Annotated in this window: 15 protein-coding genes; 9 read left to right on the top strand and 6 right to left on the bottom strand. The window is 41.3% G+C overall.

Going from position 1 to position 18,986, the window contains the following annotated elements; all coding sequences use genetic code 11:
* Together ACT3SX_RS02380 and ACT3SX_RS02385 are read right to left on the bottom strand one after the other, a co-directional pair.
* On the bottom strand, nt 1-372 hold a 372-nt coding region (locus ACT3SX_RS02380; RefSeq protein WP_444519137.1), incomplete at its 3' end, for a hypothetical protein.
* Between the two features lie 619 nt (nt 373-991).
* Nucleotides 992-1,162, bottom strand: coding sequence for a hypothetical protein (locus ACT3SX_RS02385; protein ID WP_192518747.1), 171 nt, complete (start codon nt 1,160-1,162; stop codon nt 992-994).
* A gap of 612 nt (nt 1,163-1,774) precedes the next feature.
* Between ACT3SX_RS02385 and aceE the strand changes: the two genes are divergently transcribed.
* The 3 genes from aceE (at nt 1,775) to ACT3SX_RS02400 (ending at nt 7,240) form a co-directional block, all read left to right on the top strand.
* Nucleotides 1,775-4,576, top strand: a complete 2,802-nt coding sequence (gene aceE / locus ACT3SX_RS02390; RefSeq protein ID WP_442063143.1) for a pyruvate dehydrogenase (acetyl-transferring), homodimeric type — start codon at nt 1,775-1,777, stop codon at nt 4,574-4,576.
* 25 nt (nt 4,577-4,601) lie between these two features.
* Nucleotides 4,602-6,317, top strand: coding sequence for a 2-oxo acid dehydrogenase subunit E2 (locus ACT3SX_RS02395; RefSeq protein WP_442069500.1), 1,716 nt, complete (start codon nt 4,602-4,604; stop codon nt 6,315-6,317).
* Nucleotides 6,318-6,487: 170 nt separating this feature from the next.
* Entirely contained in the window at nt 6,488-7,240 is a 753-nt protein-coding gene (locus ACT3SX_RS02400) for an IS5 family transposase (RefSeq protein WP_442069502.1), read from the top strand.
* A 78-nt stretch (nt 7,241-7,318) separates the two neighbouring features.
* Here the strand turns inward: ACT3SX_RS02400 and ACT3SX_RS02405 are convergent, their stop codons facing one another.
* Nucleotides 7,319-7,951 (bottom strand): OmpW/AlkL family protein, encoded by a 633-nt coding sequence (locus ACT3SX_RS02405; protein ID WP_442069503.1) that lies wholly within the window; start codon nt 7,949-7,951, stop codon nt 7,319-7,321.
* Nucleotides 7,952-8,252: 301 nt separating this feature from the next.
* Between ACT3SX_RS02405 and ACT3SX_RS02410 the strand changes: the two genes are divergently transcribed.
* Together ACT3SX_RS02410 and ACT3SX_RS02415 are read left to right on the top strand one after the other, a co-directional pair.
* A complete protein-coding gene (locus ACT3SX_RS02410) occupies nt 8,253-8,429 on the top strand; it encodes a hypothetical protein (protein WP_442069505.1) in 177 nt (58 codons plus the stop codon).
* 116 nt (nt 8,430-8,545) lie between these two features.
* Nucleotides 8,546-9,529: an ion transporter gene (locus ACT3SX_RS02415; RefSeq protein WP_442074682.1), complete on the top strand. Its 984-nt coding sequence runs from the start codon at nt 8,546-8,548 to the stop codon at nt 9,527-9,529.
* 185 nt (nt 9,530-9,714) lie between these two features.
* Here ACT3SX_RS02415 and ACT3SX_RS02420 read toward each other — a convergent pair whose 3' ends face one another.
* The 3 genes from ACT3SX_RS02420 to ACT3SX_RS02430 form a co-directional block, all read right to left on the bottom strand.
* Nucleotides 9,715-10,359, bottom strand: a complete 645-nt coding sequence (locus ACT3SX_RS02420) for a TerD family protein (protein ID WP_442069510.1) — start codon at nt 10,357-10,359, stop codon at nt 9,715-9,717.
* An 84-nt stretch (nt 10,360-10,443) separates the two neighbouring features.
* Nucleotides 10,444-11,562 carry a helix-turn-helix transcriptional regulator gene (locus ACT3SX_RS02425; protein ID WP_442069511.1) on the bottom strand — a complete coding sequence of 373 codons (1,119 nt, stop codon included), beginning with the start codon at nt 11,560-11,562 and terminating at the stop codon, nt 10,444-10,446.
* Between the two features lie 276 nt (nt 11,563-11,838).
* Nucleotides 11,839-14,637 (bottom strand): AAA family ATPase, encoded by a 2,799-nt coding sequence (locus ACT3SX_RS02430; RefSeq protein WP_442069512.1) that lies wholly within the window; start codon nt 14,635-14,637, stop codon nt 11,839-11,841.
* A gap of 390 nt (nt 14,638-15,027) precedes the next feature.
* Between ACT3SX_RS02430 and rsmG the strand changes: the two genes are divergently transcribed.
* The 4 genes from rsmG to ACT3SX_RS02450 all read left to right on the top strand — a co-directional run bounded on the left by rsmG (nt 15,028) and on the right by ACT3SX_RS02450 (nt 18,887).
* Nucleotides 15,028-15,744 (top strand): 16S rRNA (guanine(527)-N(7))-methyltransferase RsmG, encoded by a 717-nt coding sequence (gene rsmG / locus ACT3SX_RS02435; RefSeq protein ID WP_442069513.1) that lies wholly within the window; start codon nt 15,028-15,030, stop codon nt 15,742-15,744.
* Nucleotides 15,745-15,994: 250 nt separating this feature from the next.
* Entirely contained in the window at nt 15,995-16,771 is a 777-nt protein-coding gene (locus ACT3SX_RS02440) for a ParA family protein (protein WP_192518756.1), read from the top strand.
* Nucleotides 16,772-16,909: 138 nt separating this feature from the next.
* The gene (locus tag ACT3SX_RS02445) at nt 16,910-18,064 is read left to right on the top strand and encodes a ParB/RepB/Spo0J family partition protein (protein ID WP_442069514.1); all 1,155 of its coding nucleotides are present in this window, start codon (nt 16,910-16,912) and stop codon (nt 18,062-18,064) included.
* A gap of 85 nt (nt 18,065-18,149) precedes the next feature.
* On the top strand, nt 18,150-18,887 hold the full coding sequence (locus ACT3SX_RS02450; protein ID WP_225739103.1) for a MotA/TolQ/ExbB proton channel family protein: 738 nt from the start codon (nt 18,150-18,152) through the stop codon (nt 18,885-18,887).
* Nucleotides 18,888-18,986 lie beyond the last annotated feature (99 nt).

Raw genomic sequence — 18,986 nt, forward strand, 5'->3', positions numbered from 1 at the left:
GATTTCAATCATCTTGCCATTTATTTTTCGCATCAAAGGTATATGGCCGTAATTTTTGCTATCAATACTGGCGAGTGCGCTAGCCGGGTAAGCTTCACCCGTAAAGACCATATTGGCGGGAATAGGTAGTATCACCGCCATATCCCTAATGTCTTTGTCTAGTGCATTGGTATAAGTTGCTTTGTATTGAACGATGGTGCCAGTGGGTGCGGTGCGTATCGGTATATAGCTGGTTTGACCTTCAGCATCCTTCATCACTTTGGTTGCTGTTAGTGTCATCTTTAATGCATTATTAGCCTGAGCAGTATTTAATAAAAATATCGATGCTAAACTTGTTAATACAGCACCACGTAAAATATCAAAACCTTTCATATCGTGTTCCTTGCATAACATACATTGTTACTATTCATACAATCCCGTTTTGTGCATCTTAATATAGGTATTTGTAGTTCAGCAATAGGGCGCTAGTCTAGGGCATGTCCTTAATTCAATCGATAGTTATCTAAATGGGTTAAAAATAGCTAAATCTTGCCAAACGGCGTCAAATAGCTGACTAATATCTCGATATTATCTGCGCTATTTTCCTTGTTTGACGGCAATTTATCTCATTTTTATCACCATTTCTAAAATGAGGACACGCCCTAGTAAGGATAAGCGTTTTTGAGTGTAACAAAAAAAATATAAAAATCTATAATGAATAAGATAGGTTGCGTGTTGAGGTCACCGAATGGCAGAGTTTCGATTTGATACAGTCTAAATTTAGACACTTTATCAATGACTTTATTCTAACCAAATTTATTGAGAGAAGTGTTGCTCTTGTTAGCGATTAAGCACTCTATTTGTATTCAAATGCAATGTAGTTTTAATGTAGGACTTGTGGAACTCAGACATGGACAAATTAAAAGTATTTATTGCAGCAGTGCATTGTTGATTATGAAGAAGTAAAGATTTACTAAGGCATATAAGCAGCCAAACCAGTATTACTTTATGACTATATCTTAGGTGTTGTCGAGTAGGTAGCAGTTGCAGGCAGGTTCAAAGAGTTAGCTTTTGCATTAATAGTGACTAATATAGCCATAATAAAAATAGCAGCAGTTGTGATGGCAAACATGAGCGTAGAGCCGGAGTAATATTTGCAGCCACGAATTTGACTTTTTTGCATTTAACTTCCTGAAATAATATTCACTGTAACAACAGTTCTGCTATATAAAAGACGAAATTTATTATATCTGTATGATAAGGATTTTATGGTTTAGCCCATAGCTAAAAAAGATGAAAGGTGTGATTAAGCGATAAAATGTCATGCTGTAAAACAGTTAACAGTAGTAAGACCAAAGACATGTTATTTTAGTAAATATTTACTTAGCAACTAATCATTATTTATTTAAAAAATACTTGTCATATTACCATTTCTCTACAGCTATAAACATCTATGTCAGAAGAGCCTATAATGAAGAGTTATTATCATCTGATAATTGACTGTAGAGGCCAAAGGCAACTTTGCCTTTATTATCTAGCTGTTCCATTTATAAGGAATAAGAGACACTGCTGTTTTCTTTTTGATTGGTTATGTTGGGCAGCTATCTATTATGCAGCGACTATGTTTATGAAGCCGTTAAATACAGCCCTATAAACCTAACCTGTGAAATGTCATTTCTTAAAATTAACAAGGAAGTCATTGAGCAAACGATTTATGTAAGACAGTATTGATTGATACTTGATTTAATAACTCCCTGCCACTATGCAGGGCTGACTGATAAAAAAGGACAATAAGATGAACTATTATAAGGATGCTGATAGCACCGAAACACAGGAATGGCTGCAAGCCTTTGAGTCTGTACTCAAACATGCGGACAAAGATCGTGCTCAGTTTTTGCTAAAAGCTCTATACAACATGGCGGTTCAAGAAGGACTGCCATTCAATCGTTTGGATACCGCTTATATAAATACGATCGCGGTCGAAGATGAAGCGATGTATCCTGGTGATTTGACCATTGAGCGTAAAATTCGTGCTTTGATTCGTTACAATGCATTGGCCATGGTGATGCGTGCGAACAAAAATGATGATGACTTGGGTGGTCATTTGGCGACATTTGCCTCTAGTGCAACGCTTTATGAAACTGGTTTTAACCATTTCTTCCGTGCGGCTAGTGATCATTTCGGTGGTGATATGATTTATTACCAAGGTCACTCAGCGCCAGGTATCTATGCTCGCTCTTATTTAGAAGGTCGCTTGACTGAAGATCAGCTCGATAATTTCCGTCGTGAAGTCGGTGGTAAAGGTTTATCAAGCTATCCTCATCCATATTTAATGCCGGATTATTGGCAGTTCCCAACGGTATCGATGGGACTTGGTCCAATCATGTCTATTTATCACGCCCATGTACATCGTTATATGGAAAACCGTGGGCTGTTGGAAAAAGAAGGCCGTAAAATTTGGACATTCTTAGGCGATGGTGAAACTGATGAGCCAGAAAGCTTAGGAGCGATCTCTCTTGCTGGCCGTGAGAAACTGGATAACTTAATTTGGGTCGTCAACTGTAATTTGCAGCGTCTTGATGGTCCGGTACGTGGTAATGGGAAAATCATCCAAGAGCTAGAATCTGTATTCCGCGGTGCAGGTTGGCGAGTAATTAAAGTTATTTGGGGTGGTAAGTGGGACAGTCTACTAGCCAATGACCATACAGGTGTGTTGAAACAGCGTATGGAAGAAGTGGTTGATGGTGAGTATCAGTTATATGAAGCCCGTACGCCTGAATTTACTCGCAAGCACTTTTTCAACAAGTACCCAGAGCTAGAAGAAATGGCTAATGCGTTATCTGATGAAGATATATCACGCCTAAACCGTGGTGGTCATGATCCAATGAAGGTATATGCTGCCTTTAGTGAAGCTATGAAAACCAAAGGTCAGCCAACCGTTGTCTTGGTCAAAACTGTGAAAGGTTACGGCTTATCTACTCAAACACAAGCTGTCAATAAGTCACATCAGATTAAGAAACTGGATCAAGAAGCTTTGATGTATTTCCGTGATCGTTTTGATCTGCCATTTACCGACGAACAGCTAGAGACTCTACCATTCTACCGCCCTGAAGAAGGTTCAGCGGAGATGAAGTATCTCAAAGGTCGTCGAGAAGCATTGGGTGGTCACTTGCCTAATCGCCGTAGTGGCCATATTCCATTGAATATCCCTGAGCTATCGATTTTTGATCGAGTACTAAAAGGTAGTAATGGCAAAGAACAATCCACCACGATGATGTTTGTACGTTTATTGTCAGCAATGCTAAAGAATAAAGACATTCAAGATCGTGTTGTACCAATCGTACCTGATGAAGCACGTACTTTTGGTTTGGAAGGTATGTTCCGTCAATTAGGCATTTACTCAGCTGTTGGTCAAAAGTATACGCCTGAAGATAGCGAAGCGTTAATGGGCTACAAAGAAGCTATTGATGGTCACATGTTAGAAGAAGGCATCAATGAAGCAGGCGCCATGAGTACTTGGATTGCATTGGCAACCAGTTACTCTGTAAACGCATTACCGATGATTCCGATGTATATTTATTACTCCATGTTCGGTTTCCAACGTGTGGGTGATTTGGCTTGGGCAGCAGGTGATTGTCAAGCACAAGGTTTCTTGTTAGGGGCTACGGCTGGTCGTACAACGCTGAATGGCGAAGGCTTACAGCATCAAGATGGCCACTCACAAATTCTATTCAATGTCGTACCAAACTGTGTCAGCTATGATCCTTGCTTTGGTTATGAGCTAGCAGTCGTTATGCATGATGGGCTACGCCGTATGTATGGTGAAGGCGAACGCGTTTATTATTACTTGACGTTGATGAACGAAAACTACGAGCAACCTGCTATGCCAGAAGGTGCTGAAGAAGGTATCAAACGTGGTATGTACCTGCTTGAAGATAATGGCTCAACGCAAGTACAGCTATTGGGCTCTGGTGTTATCTTACGCGAAGTACAAAAAGCGTCACAGATTCTAAAAGATGAGTTCAATATCACCTCCAATGTTTGGAGTGTGACTAGCTTCAACGAGCTGACTCGTGACGGCATGGTTTGTGATGATTGCAACCGTCTACATCCAATGGAAGAAGAGAAAGTGCCTTGGGTTACAGAGCAGTTGGCACCGCACGAAGGTATCGTGGTTGCAGCGACCGATTATATGCGCAACTATTCTGAGCAAATCCGTGCTTGGTTGCCAGACAACCGTCCTTATACCACTTTGGGTACTGATGGTTATGGTCGTTCTGATACGCGTGAAAACCTACGCAGCTTCTTCAACGTTGATGCTGCACACATTGTGGTGGCAACGCTGAAACGTCTAGCTGATGAAGGTGAAGTTGAGATGCGTTTGGTGAAAGACGCGATTTCAAGCTTAGACATTGATGTGGATCATCCACCTGCATGGCAACAACAGTCTTATTATGATCATTCTCCAGATGCACCAGCACCAGGTAATGTAAACCCAAATCCGGTACCTGAGTTTATCGCTGAAGACGATGATGAAATCAGTAATGAAAATCAAGCGGATGCAAATTTACCGAATAATGGTGATGTCAAAGAATAATAATCATAAGACAAGGAGATAACCCATGGATATTAAAGCCCCAGATTTGGGTGTTGATAGCGCTGAAGTCAGCGAAATTATGGTAGAAGTTGGTGATGTTATCGCAAAAGATGACAACATCGTGTTATTAGAATCAGACAAGGCATCGGTAGAAGTACCAAGCTCTGCTGCTGGCAAAGTCACCAAAATTAGTATTGCTGTTGGTGACCAAGTTAGTGAAGGCATGGTACTGATAGAGCTTGAGAGTGATGAAGGTACTGCCGAAACAGCAGCGGTAACCAGTAGTGACTCTTCTAGCGATGAGCCTGCTGAAAGTGAACGCGCTCCAGAAAGCCAAGCGGTTGAAGAGAGTCAGACTGAGGAAGCTGATGACAGCAGTAGTGATGAGCCTGCAGCAGCGGCTACTTATGCCTTGCCAGATTTAGGTGTGGATGAGGCACAAGTTGCTGAAATCATGGTTAGTGTTGGCGATACTGTTAATGCAGATGAATCGATTTTATTGATTGAATCTGATAAAGCTTCAGTCGAAGTGCCTGCACCTGTGTCAGGTACGGTCGAGAAGATTTTGGTTCAAGCTGGTGACATGGTTGCCAACGGTCAAGATTTCATTGTGATTGTAGGTAATGCACCTGCTGCTAAAAAAGCCAGTACAGAGACCTCTAAACCAAAAGCGCCTACATCAGAGCAACCAAAAGCTGAGAAAGCAGCGGCTGATACTGTTGCAAGCGAACCAAAGCAAGCAACAAAATCGTCAACGCCTACTACAGCTGCTAGCAATAAAAATGACAAGCTGACAGAAGCCCAAGTAAATGAAAAGCTAGTCGATGTCTATGCAGGTCCAGCTGTACGTAAGCTGGCACGTCAGTTAGGTGTGGATATCACGAAAGTGAGCGGTTCGGCACTGAATGATCGTATTCTAAAAGAAGATTTGTTTGCGCATGTTAAAGAAAGTCTAAGCACTCAAAAAGCTGCACCTGCCAGCGGAAATGTGGCTACTTCAAGCCTGCCAACATTACCAGACATGAGTAATACCGAGATTTGGGGTGAAACATCGACGCAAGATCTTAGCCGTCTACAGAAGGTCTCGATACCTCAGCTCAATTACAACACATTGTTGCCGCAAGTAACACAGTTTGATTTGTCTGACATCACTGAGACCGAAAAGCTACGTGGTGAACTAAAAGGTGGTATGAAAGCAGAAGGTATTGGCTTCACTATTTTAGCCTTTGTGGTCAAAGCGACTGCTTATGCGTTAACCCAACATCCACGCTTTAACAGTCACTTAAGTGATGACAACACTCAAGTTATCTTGCGTAAAAGTGTCAATATGGGTATCGCAGTGGCAACAGATGATGGTCTCATTGTACCTGTTATTAAAAATGTACAAGACAAGGGTCTGAAGCAAATTGCTATTGAGATTGGCGAGCTGGCAGTTAAAGCTCGTGATAAGAAGCTCAGCACCAAGGATTTACAAGGGGCGAGTTTTACCATATCGAGCCAAGGCAACTTAGGCGGTACAGCATTTACACCATTGGTAAACTGGCCACAAGTAGGTATATTAGGGGTGTCAGAAGCGAGTATGCAGCCACGTTGGGATGCTAAGAAGCAAAGCTTTGAGCCACGCTTGATGCTACCGTTATCACTGTCTTATGATCACCGTGTGATTAATGGGGCAGATGCTGCAGTATTTACGCGTTATATTGCAACGTTACTGGCGGATCCACGTCGTATTTTGCTATAAACTTAACGATATAATAGTACTGGTTCAAGAAAGGCTATCTACGGATAGCCTTTTCTATTGATACAACTCTCATTCTATTAGGGCGTGTTGAACATTGGGAATAAAACGATGGCAAAAAAATAGCAAACGGTTAGTCTTTAAGTTCTCACACAAAAAAGACATCGTTTGCTATGCCTCGTACAATGCTCAAAGATCAACACTGGACAAGACTAAGACCTATATTACTAGAACTTAATATCTATGACAAAGGGAATCTTAGACAAACAGTCGAAGGCGTATTATATCGTATGCGTGTTGGCTGTCCTTGGCGTGATCTGCCACCTTGCTTTGGTAAGCCTAATACCGTCTACAAGGCTTATCAGCGCTGGTTTCGCAGCAATAAACTGATTGCACTGTTTGCTTTATTAATGAAAGACTCAGACTGTGAATGGGTATTTATCGATGGCACACACATTAAAGCGCATCAGCACAGTAATGGTAGCAATGAGGTGGAACAAGCCATTAGTAAAAGTGTGGCAGGACGTGCCACCAAGATTCATTTAGCGGTTGATGCTCATGGCAACCCTATTACTTTTATCTTATCAGATGGTACGACTCACGATGTAAAGGTGGCTCCAGACTTAGTTGATAAGATTAATTTAAGTGGTACAGACATGCTATGTGCCGATAAGGGCTATGATTCTGATCCGCTGCGAGCGCATATTGAACAAGCGGGTTGCTTCAATAATATTCCTCGAAAACAGAACACTAAGTCCACCAATAACCATATGGACTGGCACTTGTACAAGGCTCGACACTTAGTAGAAAATGCTTTTGCTAAGTTAAAAAACTACAGGGCGGTTGCAACTAGATTTGATAAGCTCAAGCAAAGTTATGAGAATACGGTGGCTCTCGCTTGTGCCTATCTTTGGCTGAAACTTTGAATGTTCAACACGCCCTAAATGATAAATAAAAAAGCCAGCTATTAAGCTGGCTTTTTTATTTATGAAATATTTAGTACATTAGAAGCTTTTCACGTAAGCAACACCATATACCCAAGGGCTGATGTCTACTTCGCCAAGGTCATCACCATTTAGACTGACATCTGATTCGATGTCGATATAGCGTGCATCAATACGGAAGGCATCTGTTGACGTTAATGGGAAGTCAACACCGATATGACCAGCAACACCTACACTATCATCAATATCTAAATCAGCTGAATCACCAGTATAGAGCTTTTCTTTAAAGAACGTAGTGTAGTTAACACCAACCCCAACAAAAGGTTTGATGTTCATCGGCATATTGTCATAGTCGAAGTGATATTGTAAAGATAGAGTTGGAGGTAAGTGTTGAGTTTCGCCTTCAATTTTGTCGCCATCAGCAGTTGTCAAGGTAATATCATGATTGAAAGGAATTGCTGCCAATAATTCAACGCCAACATTATTAGCGACAAAGTACTCACCAGTAAGTGTTGGGCGCGCATCGCCGCCAACATCAACAGAGAGTGCACCATCTGCAAGAGTACCATTGTCACTCTTAGGGTCTACATAGTGTGCACCGGCAGCGACAGACCAAGTACCAGCAGGTACAGCAAAAGCAGTGGTCATCGTAAGTGCAGTAGCAGCGGCTAAAACTAGGGATTGTAGTTTCATCGTTTGGTTCCTCAATGTGAGAGATGATTATGGGTCAGTTTCTAATGAGGGATAACATTAGTCACCGATACACAATGTTATGATTATTGATTAACCTGTAACATTATAGGTCTATTATAATACAAATCCACTTTAACTGTAAGGTTTTAAACGTGTATTCAATTCTTTTATTTCATAAGCTACAATAAGAATTGTTTATGCATCATTTGTTGAATAAATGATTATGGTACAAAAATAGGCGTAATATATTATGATCGGCTATTGTAGTAATTCTCCTTTGCGCTGTAAACATGCGCGTTCTATGACAATGTTGAATCGTATAGATTCTTGTTGTCCAGAGTGCAATTTATTTCTACTGCCTGCACAAGATGTCAGTCAGCAACTACATGCTGATGAGCAGTTCTTACAATTCGCTATTATGGCCATTGTTTTTATATTATTTACGGTAGTTTATATTTATTATTTAGACTTTGTATAACAATTTACCGTATTGTCTAATCAGTATTGATTTTCACTACGGGCAGTACTCTTAGAGCGCTATACTGTTCAGTATATTACTAATATAAGACCGGTGTTTCACCGCATAGGGATGGCATGCTACTTCAATATATACGGCGCTTACGTATTTTTGTTTATAATATTTTGCAGAATGATGAGCATGATACGCGCTTTAGTCGTTATGTTGATTATTTTTTGATATTTCTCATCATGACCAATGTGGCCGCAGTTATTGCAGAGTCAGTTGATACTTGGTATTACCCTTATCAAGACTATTTTACATGGTTTGAAAATTTTTCAATTGTGGTATTTTCTATTGAATATCTACTGCGTTTGTGGAGCGTTGCTGAAGTTAAGCCAGATGATACGACTTGGCGACAGCGATGGAATTGGCTAAAAAGTCCGTCTGCAATGATTGATTTGATTGCTATTATTCCTGCATTTTTGAATTTCTTTGTCTCTATTGATTTACGTTTCTTACGTATTCTGCGTTTATTTCGTATTCTCAAACTCACGCGCTATTTTGCTTCTTTACGTATTTTGTTAGTGGTTATCAGTAAAGAAAAAGGCTCGTTCCAAGCAGTTATCTTTATTTTGATTATTATGATCGTAACCGCATCTAGTGGTATTTATTTGGTAGAAAACCATGCCCAGCCAGAAGAGTTTGAGTCGATACCCAAAGCAATGTGGTGGGCGGTAGTTACGCTAACAACAGTGGGGTATGGTGATGTCACGCCAATTACTAATGCTGGTAAAATACTGGGTGCAGTCATTACTATATTAGGTGTGGGTCTAGCGGCACTACCTGCCGGTATTCTCGCGACCGGTCTAGCCGATGAACTTGCTCAACGCCGTGAAGAGCTTGAACAGCATTTTCGGGAGCAATTAATCGATAGTGATTTTGATTTGGTACAGAATCAGATGATGATTGATAAAATTCGTCGCAAGTTAGGGTTGGATAAAGAGCAAGCGCAAAATATTGTCTTGCAAGTATTACGTGAACAAGCATTGGAGCGCCGTGAAAAAGCAGTGGAAGTACGACAAAAGAATTTTTGCCCGCATTGTGGTGAACCATTGTAAAGCATTGGCTCTCGGAGATAGTCTTCTTTTTGCCATTTTATTGTTAAAGATAGAGGCTTAGAATGACTAAGCTGACTATTTTGGCAGCAAGTGGTCTAATAACAGTTTTTATCAGTGCTATGCTCGCATGCTCAACACCCCATAAATGAATGTAATACCATTACCTGTATTTTGGATGTTTGATGTTATAAGCCCTGTGATGGAAGTGCACGTGCTAGCTCATATGCTACTTCTTGTGCGGCAGTTGCTAGGTTTTCGGCAGGCAGTGGTAAGTTTTGTAATGTTAAATGCCAGTCTTCTACTTCTCGACGTAAATGCGCTACCCAAAGTGTGGTGCAGTCACGCGGTAGTTTTTTTAGGTTAACTTCAAAACAGTGATTACCTTCATCATCGCTCAAATGAATTTCGCCTTTCTGAACTCTAGAAAATGGATTACCATGGTAAGAGTTGGCAAGCATAGCGATATGAGTGATATGAGCTGGAATTTTATTTAAATACAGTCTGATTTGCTCCTGATCCAGGGGTGCTAAGTACATGGCTTGTTCGCCGCGATCTTTACCGTTCAGGCTATCACCCTGATGTTTAACTGATTCAGCTGTATCACGTAATTGTTTGAACCAAACGATGTCACTAATATTACAGTTCTTGTCATACAGTACGCATGCTAAATCAATATCAATCGCACTTTGGTTTTTTTTAAAGCGCTTAAACATCCCTTTCGGCTCAATTTTTGTAAATTCATAGTTTAGCGCAAAAAACAAAGTTCCCGAATCTAAGCCCAGTCCTCTTAAACTGTCTGACAGTAATGGTGATGGGGCAGTGATTGACATAATAGTCCTTATTCGTTTCTAATTTTTTAAATGATCGTAAAATCTGCATATTGGTAAAATTTTTGACAATATGAATATCGGCTGTTACTTGTTATCGAGAGACTTGTCTAATACGGCTTGATATAACAGCTTAGGCTTAGCGTTTAGTAAACCACTACCAAAACCACGTAACCACCAAACCAGCTGCGAGGTTAGGTTAACTGTTGCTTGAATAGTTAGCGTATTATCATCCAATATGACGATTTGATCGTCACTGAGCTTGCTTTCAGTAAGGCTCTTGCCTGCTTGCTTAGTGAATTGTAGCTCGATAGCGGTGTTTTTCCCATGGTCAGGTAACTCACCGAATAATGGATGACTAAAGCCCATACCACCTGCATCTAGATAAGTATCGAGTTGAAATTTATCAGGCGTTTTTGCGGCGCTTTCAAGTATCTCAACGCTAGAGAAACGGTGTAAGGCAAAGGTGCGAATGACCACTTTAGGATCGTCGATACGAGTCGCTAGCAAATAGATAATGACGCCACGTTGGATGATGGCGATGGGATTGAGTGTGTATTCGCTCGATTGAGATTTATCGCTGCGTGTATAGCAGGCTTTAATCTGTAATTGATAAAATAGGGCGTGATAAATATTGTCTTTGCTATCCAAATCAATATGCGGCGCGATGAGTGGTTGAGTGGCAGGTTCGATACGCACTCTGTCTATCCACGAATGAGTGACTTTACTGTTCTTGAGCTGGCGACGTGCTAAGTCAAACCATGGAAAAAGCTCATCTAAAATCACAGGCGGTAGCAGCTGGGTTAGATTTGCTTCAACCATGTTAAAAGCAACTGCTTGTGATAAGTTCATGTGCGGCAAGCTTTGTAATGGTGCGTCATCACACCAGCGCCAGCCTTGCGGATTGGCATTGTTTTTTTCGATAGGAAAACGTTTTGCTAGGGCATTTAAATCACGCTGTACGGTACGTAGGCTGATATCGAAACCTGCCATGATAAGCTGCTCGTAAATATGTGTGGTGCCGACCCAACGATTACGCTGTAGCTGTGACAATACTTGCCATTGCCGAGCAGTCGTCGCTGCGCCATGTCGATTATCACTATTATCTGCTGAGACACTATTTTGCTCAGTCGCTAGCATTTTGGCTTGCTCATTAGATTTTGTCTGAGTTTGAATATGGTCGGCGTCAGTCGGATGTACAGTCATTAGGAGGTAGCCTTTATGAAGTATCGAGTCAGTTTTTATTTGTCAATTTTATACGTCAATGGTGGGGTAGTAACCCTGTATCATCGCAGAAAATCCCCGTAGCGTCTAGCAACTGAGATGATTCAATAATTTTTCTGTATCGTCACTCCACTATAAAAGTATTACAGCGTTAACTTCGTTTGAAGTATCACCTCTACACTCGGTTGCCTTATATTACTTTCAAATTGAATCGACTGTATATGAACTTATATAGCATCAAGCATCAAGCATCAAGCATCAAGCATCATTATCGTGAGTGCTCGGTTCTTTATTGATATCTGCTTCACTATCAATGGTTAAGTTTTCATTTTTTTTGTTCTCATTGCTATCGTTTTCATTTTCATTTTTAAGTTTGTCTTTTTTGCGCTTGTCCGTTTCTTTTTGACGTTTGGCTTTCTGTTTTTTCTTGTCTTTCTTTTTTACTTTTTTATCTTCAATGCCTTCGTAGTCATCTTGGTTGTCGTCCCATAGCATCAAACGCTCTAAGATTTTGCCAAACAATGTGCCTTTGCGATAGCGTCCTTTTTTGTTCATAGTATCGATAGGTAAGCCAGTCATCAGTGTCAATGCTTCACTTAATGTATGGACGCCATAAATGTGAAACATACCAGCCTTGACCGCAGCAATAATATCATCACGCAGCATGAGCTGTTTGACGTTGGCCATGGGAATGACCACACCTTGCTGACCATTGAGCTCTTGCTCTCGGCAAGCATCGAAAAAACCAGCTATTTTAGAGTTGATACCGCCAACCGCTTGGACTTCGCCCAACTGATTCATGGATCCGGTAATAGCAAAAGATTGATCAATAGGGACGTTTGCTAAGGCAGACAATAGCGCACAGCCTTCACTGACAGTTGCACTATCGCCATCGATATGGGCGTAGCTTTGTTCAAAAGCGAGTGAGGCACTAAAGTTCAGTGCATGATGCTGACTAAATAATGCCCGTAAATAGCTGGTCATAATCAGCATGCCTTTGGCGTGTAAGCTCCCACCCAAATCTACGTCACGCTCAATATCGAGAATTTCACCAGTACCGATGTTTGGTTGGATAACCGCAGTCAGACGGGCTGGCATGCCGAATTCACTATCAGCATAGCTGACTACGGTGAGTGCATTGACTTGTCCGATAGCGTTGCCTTGTGTTTGAATCAGTTGCTGACCATTTTTGAGTTCATCCCAATATAAGTCACGTAAGTATCCTGAACGTTCGTCCATATCATCGATGGCTTGAGTGACATGATAGGCCTCGACGATATTGTTACCGCTCAAACGTGCATGGCGGTTAGATTCATGTAGTAGCTTAATCAATAAATCACTATGTAGACTGAGTCGGTCTTGGTCTTCGGCCTGTAAGCTTAAATGCTCAAGTAGGGCAGCTTGTGCACTACGATCAAACGGATAAAGATTTGCATAGTCAATGATATCAGCCATTTTTGCCACTAGAGCCAATTCGTGCTCACTGGTACGAACCACATCATCATGAAAGTCGGCGCGAACTTTGAATACGGCATCAAACTCAGGTTCAAGTTCTAATAGTTCATAATATAAGTCGGCTTCGCCCAATAAAATTACCTTGATATCAAGGTCAATGGGTGCAGGCGCTAATGATAAACTCCCTGTTAAGGTAAGCATTTGCTCTAGGCTAGAGAGTTTTATTTTTCGTGACTGTAACGCGCGTTTGAGACCTTGCCAAGCATAAGGATGCTCTAGCAAGTGACTGGCTTCTAATAGTAGATAACCACCATTGGCACGATGTAAAGCACCAGCTCTAATCATACTGACATCAGTGGTTACTGTGCCTAATTGGGTGATTTGCTCAACATGACCCAGTAAATTCAAGTGCGTTGGCAAATCCTCAAAAATGACGGGTGCACCACTATCTGGCGTATGACTAACAATAACATTGACTGCGTAACGACTTGGTGTCGTGGTCAAAACTGCTTTTACAAACTCTTCATCATCACCATTAACGATACGCTCTACATGGGTCACCATATCGGTAAATACTGATTTTAGATAGTCAACGATCAGCGGTTGGTTGGCAAACTGTTTATAAATAGGAGTGAATAAAGGCTGTAGTGTGCGGCGTGCGATATTGCGATGTAGTGTTTCTATAGCATCGTTGGCCTCATCTTCTAATCGCTCTAAAGCAATAGTTAGCTGGCTCAAGCGTTTTTGCATATGGTTCTTTTGCACAAAATTATTCAGTTCAGATTCGTATTCACTGTTGCCGGATTTGGTGCGGCTATCATCGTTTGTATTATTGGAGTTGTTATCAGCACTGTCGTTCAGACTGGCTGTATTATCGTGATGATCGTCTGCTATCGTTGATTTGTTTTTATTATCGTTAGATATTTTGTCTATTTCGGTTTCCTGATCGTTATCACTGTCTACCGTTAGCTGGCTTGGGTGTACGAACATGGCTTTATTATCAAATGAGCGAAACGTCAATGCTAAGTCGTACTGCTTACCTTCAGCATTGAGTGCTTCGTAAGCATGACTTTCTTTTTGATGCGTATCGTTTTTTATGGCTTCGATTTTGCTTTGATATTGATCGCTACGAAAGCGTTGGCTCAGCCGTTTTTTTGCTTGTTGCCAAAGATTGCTTACCTGCTGTTGAAGTAGTAATGCTTGACCAGCAGGCAGGCGCAACGCTAAAGGGGTGCGCGGATCGGTAAAATTATGCACATAAACCCAATCATCTGGTGTTGGTGCATCAGCTGCAATGCGCGTTAGCAAGCGGCTGATAACAGTGCGTTTACCTAAGCCGTTTTCTCCTGCAGCAAACACATGATAACCACTGGCCCGTATATCTAAAGCAGTGTGCAAGGCTTTTAGTGCCCGCTGCTGACCAAAACCAACATCTAAATCAGGTGCTGTACGTGTGTCTGTCGGCAGCTCGTTTGGCTCGCTATAACGCTTTAACTGGTCAGCGCTAATAAGGCAGCGTTGTTTTACTTCTATAAACAGTGGGTGCGGTGTATTTGTTTTTTCTTGCTCATCGTTTGTCAATTTAGCAGTGGGTGTTGCCATATTATTGGTATCTTTTTTATTAGTGTTTCGTGATATTTGAGAATTGGGTGCAGGTATCTGTTCAATCATAGGTATATGGTATATCGTCTTGAGAGGGTAGAGTAGCTATATTCGTTATGGATTTTGTGCCAGTTACTATTTATGTTGCACTTTGTGTGACTGAGATTGGCTATTTTGATCACTATTTTTTAAAATGAGGACGTGCTCTAGTGAGATGAGTAAAATAGATGGAAATTAACAGTGAGTTTACGACTACCGAAGTAGAATAACGTCTCAATCTAAGTGTAGATAGTATAAGATGTCTAACATTGGTGTAATCTGCAACTATTCAATGAGCAAAGTGCGTGATAAAATAGACGGTTAACATGTTAAAACTGGGTAACTCGTTGTATGTCAGATTCTGCTAAAAATACTTTGTCGTCTGCTAGTATCGGCAATATCCGTATTGATCCGACTGGCTTTGTTAAGCTTGGCTCACAATTACCAGCGTTAGCCAATATTTTAGCAAAGGCAATAAATGAGCTGGGTCTATCTTTAAGTGAGACACAGCAGCGCACATTATTATTGTACTTAGACCAGCTTTTGTTGTGGAATAAAGCGTATAATCTGACGGCGATTACCGATCCTGAAGAAGCTTTAATCAAACACGTGATTGATTGCCTGGCTATTATAACGCATTTGCCATCGGGGTCGTTACTTGATATCGGTACTGGTGCAGGATTACCTGCGGTGATTATTGCTATTTGTCAACCTGAGCGTCAATGTAGCGCACTTGATAGTAATCAGAAAAAAATCCGTTTTATTAAGCAGATTAGTAGCGAACTTGGTTTGAGTAATATGACGCCTATTGCTTCTCGTATTGAAGCGCATGAAGCGAGTTATGACGTGGTTACCTCTAGGGCCTTTGCTAGCTTGATAGATTTTGTTGAGGTGGCACAGCCAAGGCTGGCAAAAGACGGTTATTTATGTGCCATGAAAGGTAAGGTGCCGAGTGATGAAGAGTTACAGGTACTAGACAGTGATTGGCAGTTTAAAACCATTAAGCTAAAAGTGCCACGTTTGCATGACAGTCGTCATTTAATTGAATTGTTTCGCAAAAATGTCTAAGCTATGAGCACCTTTTAGTTAGCAAACAGCCATTACTTTTTTTGTGAACCAGAGTTTATGTCTGTATGACAACGACATAATGATTGAATGGCATTGATATCAAGCGAGCTGTTTGTATAATGAAGAGTTGATATGTCTTATGTCCCAAGGGACGATGCCTTGGCTTGACAGATTGAAATATTTGTAGCAAATATTGTAGTGGCTAAAGTAAAAATAATAGTAATAAATTCTAATTAAACTGAGTGAGTGTATGGAAATCATAGCAATCGCGAATCAAAAAGGCGGTGTGGGGAAAACCACGACAGCGGTAAATTTGACCGCTAGCTTGGCTGCTAAGCGTAAGCATGTATTACTGATTGACTTAGACCCACAAGGCAATGCGACCAGCGGCACAGGTGTAGATAAAAATGAGCTGACTCTGACCATCGCTGATGTCTTGCTTGATGGTGTCTCACTGTCGGAGGCGATTGTGACCAGTCCAGCAGGATTTGATGTGATTGGTGCTAATCGTGATTTGGCTGGTATGGATATCACCTTGATGAATAAAACTAATAGTCATGAACTGTTCAAGACAGCGATGGCGACATTAGTCAGCGATCAGATAGCGGCTAAAAAACCCGCTTATGATTATGTCGTGATAGACTGTGCACCCAGTTTGAACTTGTTGACGATTAATGCGCTGGTTGCCACCGATGGTGTTATTATTCCGATGCAGTGTGAATACTATGCATTAGAAGGTTTGGCAGATTTGTCACAGACGATTGAGCGACTAACTGAGCTAAATCCGAAACTGTATATACGCGGTGTCGTGAGGACGTTATTTGATGCGCGTAACACCTTGGCTCGTGATGTATCTGCTGAATTGGAGTCTCACTTTGGCGATATCATGTATAAGACACATATTCCAAGAAATATTCGCTTGGCAGAAGCACCTGCACATGGTTTACCTGTTATCGCGTACGAAAGATGGTCAAAAGGTGCTCGCGCTTATCAAAAGCTGGCCGCTGAAGTGATGAAACAAAGCTGACAGTTGTTAGTAATCAAAAAAAGTCTGGTTATAAGTACACAGAACAAATTAGACAAATAAGCATCGAATATCATATTTACGAGTAAGCCGCATCAATCATTATTTGGCTTTTATTTTAGCGTTAGAGGATAGGTAATCATGGCGAAGAAAAGAGGGTTGGCTGCCAACCGAGGCTTAGATGCCTTGTTAGGGTCAATCAAAAAAGAAAAGCAAATCACCGCCTCCGCCTTGCAAGATGATGTAGTGGCACGTGATAAGACTTTGCCAGCTGAAACACCAGATATTGATACGCGAAATGCGACTAACACGCCAGTCAATGAGAAACGGACTGCACAGCCCACAGAGACTGATACCGTAGCGAACGATACTGCTGAAAATGGCAATCGTAAGACACGAGCGGCACGCACTATTAATAAAAACGTTGCTAAAAATACTGCAAATAAGAACCGTGTGAATGCAACAGAGGTTAGTAGTGAAGACCAAATTAGCTTGGTACAAATCGATGTAACGCTTTTGCAAGCAGGAAAGTATCAGCCGCGCCGTGACATGAGTGAAACGGCACTTGCTGAATTGGCATCTTCGATTGAGCAGCATGGTGTTATGCAGCCTATCGTGATTCGACCATTATTGGCCAATGAAGATAAGAGTGAAGCGTTTGTTACCCATGAAATTATCGCCGGTGAACGTCGCTGGCGTGCTGCAAAAATGGCTGGTAAAGCCGTTATCCCAGCAATTGAGCGTGCATTATCTGATGAGTTGGCTATTGCACTTGCCTTGATTGAGAATATCCAACGTGAAGATCTGTCTGTGATTGAACAAGCAGCAGCGTTACAACGTTTTCATACTGAGTTTGGTATGAGTCATGCGATGATTGCGGAAGTTGTTGGCAAGGCACGTACAACAGTATCGAACTTGCTGCGCCTGAATCAGTTACACGACACGGTAAAAGACCATTTAGCAACCAGCGCACTAGATATGGGTCATGCTCGCACACTTCTAGCTTTATCTTCTGAACAACAGCCGATTATTGCCCAAAAAATAATCGATGGTGGGATGACCGTACGTGAAGCTGAAAAACTTGTTAAGTCAATTTTGCAACCGGTCTCTAAAACTAATCGTACCGAACAAGCACAGTCTCGTGATGCTGAGCGTTTGACACAGAGATTAACAGACATGCTTGGCGCTGAAGTTAAGCTTAAACATAAAAAAGATGGGCATGGTAGTGTTGAGATATTCTTTCAAAATGAAGATCAGTTAGCAGCTTTGATTAAACACATAGAAGCACAGGCTTAAGATATTTATCAGGTTTGTCATAGTTATACAAAGTTGAGCTATCTTAGTTACCACTATTTTTATAAAAGTATAAAAGAGAGTTAGTATGTGGGAGTTGGTAAAAGCAGGTGGTTGGTTGATGACGCCTATCGTAGTGTGCTCAATATTAGCACTAGTTATCATTATTGAGCGCAGTCATACTTTACAATTTAATAAAATTGTACCTGGCCGGTTACGCGAACAGCTGATAACTCGCCTACGTGAAAATGGTAGTATTGGCCGTACGCAATTGATGAATGTCAAAGAAAAGACACCTTTGGGTGATATTTTGGCGACTGGTTTGCTGTATCGTGAGTATGGTTTAGAGTCTATGACAATGCATATGCAGAACCGTGCGAGCGTGCAAGTGCATCAGTTAGAAAAAAATATTAATATGCTTGGCACCATAGGTGCAATCTCGCCGTTGCTTGGGTTGTTGGGTACGGTATTGGGTATTATTTCTTCGTTTTTGGCAATCACTGATGGCGCAATGCAAGACCCAACCATGCTTGCTGCTGGGGTGTCACAGGCATTGATTACTACTGCCGCTGGTATGATTGTGGCTATTCCTGCATTGGTTGGTTATCGTTATTTTCAGCGCCGTATCATTGATATCAATGCCCAGTTTGAGACCCAAGCGGGATTAATGATTCAAGAGCTGTATGATTACCATTTGTTAGGAAATACACAGAGTTTTGGTGCTAAAGAGTCTGATTCTAATGCATCGTTGGAAAATATCGTAGTGAGTACGCCTGCGTTAGATGCCTTAAGCTCAAAGCACAAAGATGCAGCAGCGACTTCTTAATATTCTTGTTTATTTTATAAAAACCCCAAAAATACAATTGGCTGTGTCAAAATCGTTTAGCCTATAATGCATAGCATTTGCACTCGTTTTTATTACTGT

The sequence above is a fragment of the Psychrobacter sp. AOP31-B2-9 genome, assembly GCF_052378005.1.
In the GTDB taxonomy this organism is placed as follows: domain Bacteria; phylum Pseudomonadota; class Gammaproteobacteria; order Pseudomonadales; family Moraxellaceae; genus Psychrobacter.

What these genes read in the sequence shown, in the direction of transcription:
- ACT3SX_RS02415 (WP_442074682.1), top strand. Translation starts at nt 8,546, where the DNA reads ATGCTACTTCAATATATACGGCGCTTACGTATTTTTGTTTATAATATT.
- ACT3SX_RS02440 (WP_192518756.1), top strand. Translation starts at nt 15,995, where the DNA reads ATGGAAATCATAGCAATCGCGAATCAAAAAGGCGGTGTGGGGAAAACC.
- ACT3SX_RS02450 (WP_225739103.1), top strand. Translation starts at nt 18,150, where the DNA reads ATGTGGGAGTTGGTAAAAGCAGGTGGTTGGTTGATGACGCCTATCGTA.
- aceE (WP_442063143.1), top strand. Translation starts at nt 1,775, where the DNA reads ATGAACTATTATAAGGATGCTGATAGCACCGAAACACAGGAATGGCTG.
- ACT3SX_RS02420 (WP_442069510.1), bottom strand. Translation starts at nt 10,359, where the DNA reads ATGTCAATCACTGCCCCATCACCATTACTGTCAGACAGTTTAAGAGGA.
- ACT3SX_RS02395 (WP_442069500.1), top strand. Translation starts at nt 4,602, where the DNA reads ATGGATATTAAAGCCCCAGATTTGGGTGTTGATAGCGCTGAAGTCAGC.
- ACT3SX_RS02425 (WP_442069511.1), bottom strand. Translation starts at nt 11,562, where the DNA reads ATGACTGTACATCCGACTGACGCCGACCATATTCAAACTCAGACAAAA.
- ACT3SX_RS02430 (WP_442069512.1), bottom strand. Translation starts at nt 14,637, where the DNA reads ATGGCAACACCCACTGCTAAATTGACAAACGATGAGCAAGAAAAAACA.
- ACT3SX_RS02400 (WP_442069502.1), top strand. Translation starts at nt 6,488, where the DNA reads ATGCCTCGTACAATGCTCAAAGATCAACACTGGACAAGACTAAGACCT.
- ACT3SX_RS02405 (WP_442069503.1), bottom strand. Translation starts at nt 7,951, where the DNA reads ATGAAACTACAATCCCTAGTTTTAGCCGCTGCTACTGCACTTACGATG.
- ACT3SX_RS02445 (WP_442069514.1), top strand. Translation starts at nt 16,910, where the DNA reads ATGGCGAAGAAAAGAGGGTTGGCTGCCAACCGAGGCTTAGATGCCTTG.
- ACT3SX_RS02410 (WP_442069505.1), top strand. Translation starts at nt 8,253, where the DNA reads ATGACAATGTTGAATCGTATAGATTCTTGTTGTCCAGAGTGCAATTTA.
- ACT3SX_RS02385 (WP_192518747.1), bottom strand. Translation starts at nt 1,162, where the DNA reads ATGCAAAAAAGTCAAATTCGTGGCTGCAAATATTACTCCGGCTCTACG.
- rsmG (WP_442069513.1), top strand. Translation starts at nt 15,028, where the DNA reads ATGTCAGATTCTGCTAAAAATACTTTGTCGTCTGCTAGTATCGGCAAT.